Genomic DNA, 6902 nt, shown 5'->3' with positions numbered 1-6902 from the left:
CCTGCGGCTAGTTTCCTACAGATTTTAGTTGGAACTCGATTCAATTCATGTGACAACGTGAAAATCGTTAGAGCATTTTATATAGAATATACATGGGAATGGAGTTTACTCCCATTCCCATATTTAATAGAAAAAGAGGAACTCAATGCTATATTATACAAAAGAAGACTTGCTCGAATTGGGTGCAGAAATCACTACGCGTGAAATCTACCAACAGCCTGATGTATGGAGAGAAGCTTTTGAATTTTATCAAGCAAAACGTGAAGAAATTGCAGCCTTCCTACAAGAAATCGCTGATAAACATGACTATATTAAGGTTATCTTGACAGGTGCTGGGACTTCTGCTTATGTGGGAGACACCTTGCTACCTTACTTTAAGGAAGTCTATGACGAACGCAAATGGAATTTCAATGCTATTGCGACAACAGATATCGTTGCCAATCCAGTAACCTATTTGAAAAAAGATGTGGCAACTGTCCTTGTGTCTTTTGCTCGTAGTGGGAACTCGCCTGAAAGTGTGGCGACTGTTGATTTGGCCAAATCCTTGGTGGATGAGCTTTATCAAGTGACGATTACTTGTGCAGCAGATGGTAAATTGGCTCTTCAAGCTCACGGTGATGACCGTAATCTCTTGCTCTTGCAACCAGCTGTCTCTAATGATGCTGGATTTGCCATGACTTCTAGCTTTACGTCTATGATGTTGACAGCTCTCTTGGTCTTTGATCCTACAGAATTTGCTGTTAAGTCTGAACGTTTTGAAGTTGTATCTAGTCTTGCCCGTAAAGTTTTAGACAAGGCAGAAGATGTCAAAGAGCTCGTTGATTTAGACTTTAACCGTGTCATCTATCTAGGCGCTGGTCCTTTCTTTGGACTTGCTCATGAAGCTCAGCTCAAGATTTTGGAATTAACTGCTGGTAAAGTTGCGACCATGTATGAAAGCCCAGTTGGCTTCCGTCACGGTCCAAAATCTCTTATCAACGACAATACAGTTGTTTTGGTCTTTGGTACAAGGACAGACTACACTCGTAAGTACGACTTGGACTTGGTTCGTGAAGTTGCTGGTGACCAGATTGCTCGTCGTGTTGTGCTTTTGAGTGATCAAGCTTTTGGTCTTGAAAATGTCAAAGAAGTGGCCCTTGGTTGTGGCGGTGTCTTGAATGATATTTACCGTGTCTTCCCTTACATCGTTTATGCTCAACTCTTTGCCCTATTGACTTCACTCAAGGTAGAAAATAAACCAGATACACCATCTCCTACAGGTACAGTAAATCGTGTGGTACAAGGTGTTATCATCCACGAATATCAAAAGTAATACTGCGTTTATAGATTATTGATAAAGGAGTTTGTAAATCATACAAGTAAACCATAGATTGTCAGTAGGCTTTCTATGGTTTGTTTGCTTGAGAGAAATAGTAAAAGGAGAACAGAATGAAAGCATACACAGAGCGTGTATTTGGAAGTGTTGAGGGCAAGGATGTCTTGGCCTATCGTTTTGAGACGGACGGTGGCTACCAGCTTGAAGTCATGACTTATGGTGCGACCATCTTGCGTTATGTCACACCTGACAAGGCTGGAAATTTTGCTAATGTTATCTTGGGATTTGATGACTTTGATAGCTATGTAGGCAATAGTCCCAAGCATGGAGCGAGCGTAGGTCCTGTGGCGGGACGTATTGCAGGTGCGAGCTTTGAATTAAATGGCAAGACTTATGACCTTGAAGTCAACAATGCTAGCAACTGCAACCACAGTGGTTCAACTGGTTGGGATTCGAGCTTGTTTGAACTAGTTGAAGTGAGCAACCATGGATTGACCCTCTATACAGAGCGTACAGATAGGACAGGAGGATTTCCTGGAAATCTCAAGATCTGGATCAGCTATCACTTGGAAGAAACTGGTGCCTATGAAATCAGCTACAAGGTAACAACAGATCAGGATACGCTGGTCAATCCAACCAACCACAGCTATTTCAACTTGTCTGGTGATTTCACGCAGACCATTGACCGCCATGTCTTCCAACTAAACACAGAGGGCATTTATCCAATCGCTCCGGACGGTGTTCCGGCCAAAATTCCAGATGCCACTCGTGATGTGGTTAAACACCTCTACAATGGTGCTTTGTTGAAGGATATTTTTGCAGAAGAAGATGAGCAAATTCAGCTGGTGTCTGGTTTGGACCATCCATTTGCCCTTCCTGCAGGTCATGACAATGCTGGTTTCCTTTATGACCAAAACTCAGGTCGTTTCCTACTCTTCAAAACAGTGGCTCCTTGCTTTGTAGTCTACACAGCAAACTTTGTGGATGAGAGTGTACTTGTGGCTGGTCAGCCAATGGTGCAGCACAATGGGATTGCCCTTGAAGCGCAAGCTTTACCAGATGCCATTCACAGCGACCTCAAAGACCAAGTCATCCTTAAAGCTGGTCAAACCTTCACCAGTAAGACACGTTATGAACTTGTTGTGAAATAAAAAAGCTGGTCAAAAAGTCTTTAAAATTAAAATAACGCATATTGTCAGGTGATGAAAAGTTTGATAATATGCGTTTTATTATGAAATGATTTACTTTATATTATCCTGAAATGGTGTTATTTTTGAGTTATCTGGCTTGACTTTCTTGATGGAAATTATACAATAGTTGTAATAATTACAACGAGAAAAGAGGGCCATTTATGACCTATGAATACAAGAGTCACATTTATTTGGCAGAGACAGTTTTAAATGTAAAGGATTTGGCCAGTCAAACAGCCTTTTATCAGCAAGTTATTGGTTTAGAAATCTTATCTCAAACTGAGACAGAGTCCATTCTAGGCCTTGGTGGAAAAGTCTTGGTACAGCTGATTCAAGCACAAGAGAGCGGAGAAGTGAGGGAACATTGTGGTCTTTACCATTTGGCCATTCTCTTGCCCACACGCAAGGCTTTGGCTGATGTCTTGAAACACCTGACAGATTTACAGATTCCTCTTGTCGGCGGTGCAGACCATGGTTACAGTGAAGCTATTTACTTGGAAGATTTGGAGGGAAATGGCATTGAACTCTATCGAGATAAGCCAGTTTCCACATGGGATATTCGAGAAGATGGATGCATTATCGGAGTGACGGAGGCTCTTGCGGCGCAGGACATTTATGAGTTGGGGGAAAGAGTAGAGCCCTTTATCTTGACAGAAGGTACGAGAATGGGGCATATTCATCTTTCCGTCAAGGATAGTCGAAAGTCCAGCCAGTTTTATCAAAAGGTGTTAGGGCTAGAGGATAAATTCAGTGTGCCTAGCGCTAGTTGGATTGCGGCTGGAGATTACCATCATCATTTAGCAGTTAACGAATGGGGAGGAAAAGGTCTGGATTCGCGTAAGCAAGGCTTACCAGGTTTAGCCTACTATGTCATCGAAGTCGCACATAAAGAAGAACTGTTAACGATTGCCCAACGAGCACAAGAAGTTGACGCACCAATCAAATGGATGACATCGAGCCAATTGGAAATCACAGACTCAGATGGAATTGTGACTCGTATTTGCTTAGCTCGATAGACAGGATGTGATGAAAATCAGAGCATCAATTGTAGAAAGTGGTTTTTATTCTAGTATTAGCTTTTCCTCAGTTCATCAGCTTCCTCCTTGACACTTTGTCAGTTTTTGGTACAATAGTACAAAATTAGAGGAGGTGGGTTATGATTCAGAAACATGCGATTCCCATTTTAGAGTTTGATGATAATCCTCAGGCGGTTATCATGCCCAATCACGAGGGGTTGGATTTACAGTTGCCAAAGAAGTGTGTCTATGCTTTCTTAGGTGAGGAGATTGACCGCTATGCGAGGGAAGTAGGAGCCAACTGTGTCGGCGAATTTGTTTCTGCCACCAAGAATTACCCAGTATACGTCATCAACTACAAGGGTGAGGAGGTCTGTCTGGCTCAGGCTCCTGTCGGTTCAGCTCCAGCATCCCAGTTTATGGATTGGTTGATTGGCTATGGTGTGGAGCAGATTATTTCCACAGGTACCTGTGGTGTGCTAGCCGATATAGAGGAAAATGCCTTTCTAGTCCCTGTTCGTGCTCTACGAGATGAAGGAGCTAGTTATCACTATGTGGGACCTTCCCGTTATATGGAAATTCAGCCAGAGGCTATTGCTGCCATTGAGCAAGTTTTGGAAGTCAGAGGGATTCCCTATGAAGAAGTCATGACCTGGACGACAGACGGTTTTTACCGAGAAACGGCTGAAAAGGTGGCTTATCGTAAGGAAGAGGGCTGTGCTGTTGTGGAGATGGAGTGTTCTGCGCTTGTGGCAGTAGCCCAACTGCGTGGGGTTCTCTGGGGAGAATTGTTGTTCACAGCTGATTCCTTAGCAGACTTGGACCAGTACGATAGTCGTGACTGGGGATCGGAAGCTTTTGAGAAGGCGTTAGAACTGAGTTTAGCAAGTGTTGTGCAACTTTAGTCGCTTTTCTCGGCAGTTTCTTATCTTAGTGAAGGAGAACTTTAAAAGCTTGATTGATGATTATTTTTTGCCGAATAAAATAGGAAGTCGGTAGTTTTTAGACGTTTCTAGAAATGGACGAGTTTGGATAACCTCTTTTTTAGGATAAGCGTACGCGATGTTTTGTCCATTCCTATTTGAGATATTTCTTCTGTTTTATGGTACAATGGAAACATGTTATTCAAATTATCTAAGGAAAAAATAGAGCTAGGCTTATCTCGTTTATCGCCAGCCCGTCGTATTTTTTTGAGTTTTGCCTTGGTCATTTTACTAGGCTCTCTTCTTTTGAGCTTGCCCTTTGTCCAAGTTGAAAGCTCACGAGCGACTTATTTTGATCATCTTTTCACTGCTGTCTCTGCAGTCTGTGTGACAGGTCTTTCAACCCTTCCAGTAGCTCACACATATAATATCTGGGGTCAAATAATCTGTTTGCTCTTGATTCAGATCGGTGGTCTAGGACTCATGACCTTTATTGGGGTTTTCTATATCCAGAGCAAGCAAAAGCTTAGTCTTCGTAGCCGTGCAACTATTCAGGATAGTTTTAGTTATGGAGAAACTCGATCTTTGAGAAAGTTTGTCCATTCTATTTTTCTCACAACTTTTCTAGTTGAGGGTTTGGGAGCTCTATTCCTCAGTTTTCGTTTTGTTCCACAACTTGGCTGGGGGCGCGGTCTTTTTAGTTCCATTTTTCTAGCTATATCCGCCTTCTGTAATGCAGGTTTTGATAATTTGGGGAGCACCAGTTTATTTGCTTTTCAGACCGATTTACTGGTCAATCTGGTGATTGCAGGCTTAATTATTACAGGTGGTTTTGGCTTTATGGTCTGGTTTGATTTGGCTGGTCATGTAGGAAGAAAGAAAAAAGGGCGCCTGCACTTTCATACGAAGCTTGTACTATTATTGACTCTAGGTTTGTTGTTATTTGGAACGGCAACTACTCTCTTTCTTGAGTGGAACAATGCTGGAACGATTGGCAATCTCCCTGTTGCCGATAAGGTTTTAGTTAGCTTTTTTCAAACAGTGACGATGCGAACAGCAGGCTTTTCTACGATAGATTATACTCAGGCTCATCCTGTGACTCTTTTGATTTATATCTTACAGATGTTTCTAGGTGGGGCACCTGGGGGAACGGCTGGGGGGCTCAAGATTACGACATTTTTTGTCCTCTTGGTCTTTGCTCGAAGTGAGCTTTTGGGCTTGCCTCATGCCAATGTTGCGAGACGAACGATTGCGCCGCGAACGGTTCAAAAATCCTTTAGTGTCTTTATTATCTTTTTGATGAGCTTCTTGGTAGGATTGATCCTGCTAGGGATGACAGCCAAAGGCAATCCTCCCTTTATCCACCTCATATTTGAAACCATTTCAGCTCTTAGTACAGTTGGTGTAACGGCAAATTTGACTTCTGATCTTGGGAAATTGGCTCTCAGTGTTATCATGCCACTTATGTTTATGGGACGAATTGGTCCCTTGACCTTGTTTGTTAGCTTGGCAGATTACCATCCAGAAAAGAAAGATATGATTCACTATATGAAAGCAGATATTAGTATTGGTTAAGAAAGGAAAGAGAATGTCAGATCGTACGATTGGAATTTTAGGATTGGGAATTTTTGGGAGCAGTGTCCTAGCTGCCCTAGCCAAGCAGGATATGAATATTATCGCTATTGATGACCACGCAGAGCGCATCAATCAGTTTGAGCCAGTTTTGGCGCGTGGAGTGATTGGTGACATCACAGATGAAGAATTATTGAGATCAGCAGGGATTGATACCTGCGATACCGTTGTCGTCGCGACAGGTGGAAATCTGGAGTCGAGTGTGCTTGCGGTTATGCACTGTAAGAGTTTGGGGGTACCGACTGTTATTGCTAAGGTCAAAAGTCAGACTGCTAAGAAAGTGCTAGAAAAGATTGGAGCTGACTCGGTTGTCTCGCCAGAGTATGAAATGGGGCAGTCTCTAGCACATACCATTCTTTTCCATAATAGTGTTGGTGTCTTTCAGTTGGATAAAAATGTCTCTATTGTGGAGATGAAAATTCCTCAGTCTTGGGCAGGTCAAAGTTTGAGTAAATTAGACCTCCGTGACAAATATAATCTGAATATTTTGGGCTTCCGAGAGCAGGAAAATTCCCCATTGGATGTTGAATTTGGACCAGATGACCTCTTGAAGGCAGATACCTATATTTTGGCGGTCATCAACAACCAGTATTTGGATACCCTAGCAGCATTGAATTTGTAAAAGAGGGAGCTTCCCTCTTTTTTGATGCTTAAGATGATAAATAGAGACAGAAGCCTTGTATTCTAGTAAAAGTTCTTCAAAGGCTGGACTTTATGGTAGAATAGAAAGCAGTGACAAGAGAGAGTAATACTCTTCGAAAGTCAAATTTAAACCATGTCAACGTCACCTTGCCGTAGGTATAGGTAACTGACTTCGTCAGTCTTA

General features: G+C 42.4%; 6 protein-coding genes. All 6 read left to right on the top strand.

All coding sequences use genetic code 11. The features are described from left to right. Nucleotides 1-145 precede the first annotated feature (145 nt). The 6 genes from HT671_RS01095 to HT671_RS01070 all read left to right on the top strand — a co-directional run bounded on the left by HT671_RS01095 (nt 146) and on the right by HT671_RS01070 (nt 6698). On the top strand, nt 146-1312 hold the full coding sequence (locus HT671_RS01095) for an SIS domain-containing protein (protein ID WP_166735293.1): 1167 nt from the start codon (nt 146-148) through the stop codon (nt 1310-1312). 116 nt (nt 1313-1428) lie between these two features. Beyond that, nucleotides 1429-2466, top strand: a complete 1038-nt coding sequence (locus HT671_RS01090) for an aldose epimerase family protein (protein WP_138703029.1) — start codon at nt 1429-1431, stop codon at nt 2464-2466. Between the two features lie 200 nt (nt 2467-2666). Then, on the top strand, nt 2667-3521 hold the full coding sequence (locus HT671_RS01085; RefSeq protein ID WP_138703030.1) for a VOC family protein: 855 nt from the start codon (nt 2667-2669) through the stop codon (nt 3519-3521). A gap of 140 nt (nt 3522-3661) precedes the next feature. Continuing rightward, nucleotides 3662-4426: a nucleoside phosphorylase gene (locus HT671_RS01080; protein ID WP_054393107.1), complete on the top strand. Its 765-nt coding sequence runs from the start codon at nt 3662-3664 to the stop codon at nt 4424-4426. A 213-nt stretch (nt 4427-4639) separates the two neighbouring features. Then, nucleotides 4640-6019: a TrkH family potassium uptake protein gene (locus tag HT671_RS01075; protein ID WP_000897723.1), complete on the top strand. Its 1380-nt coding sequence runs from the start codon at nt 4640-4642 to the stop codon at nt 6017-6019. A 13-nt stretch (nt 6020-6032) separates the two neighbouring features. After that, nucleotides 6033-6698 (top strand): TrkA family potassium uptake protein, encoded by a 666-nt coding sequence (locus HT671_RS01070; protein WP_001283900.1) that lies wholly within the window; start codon nt 6033-6035, stop codon nt 6696-6698. The last annotated feature ends 204 nt before the right edge of the window (nt 6699-6902 follow it).

Source organism: Streptococcus sp. 2741, from assembly GCF_013276315.1.
In the GTDB taxonomy this organism is placed as follows: Bacteria; Bacillota; Bacilli; order Lactobacillales; family Streptococcaceae; genus Streptococcus; species Streptococcus pseudopneumoniae.
Note: the sequence above shows the minus strand (reverse complement) of the source record. Positions and strands in the feature narration are given on the sequence as shown.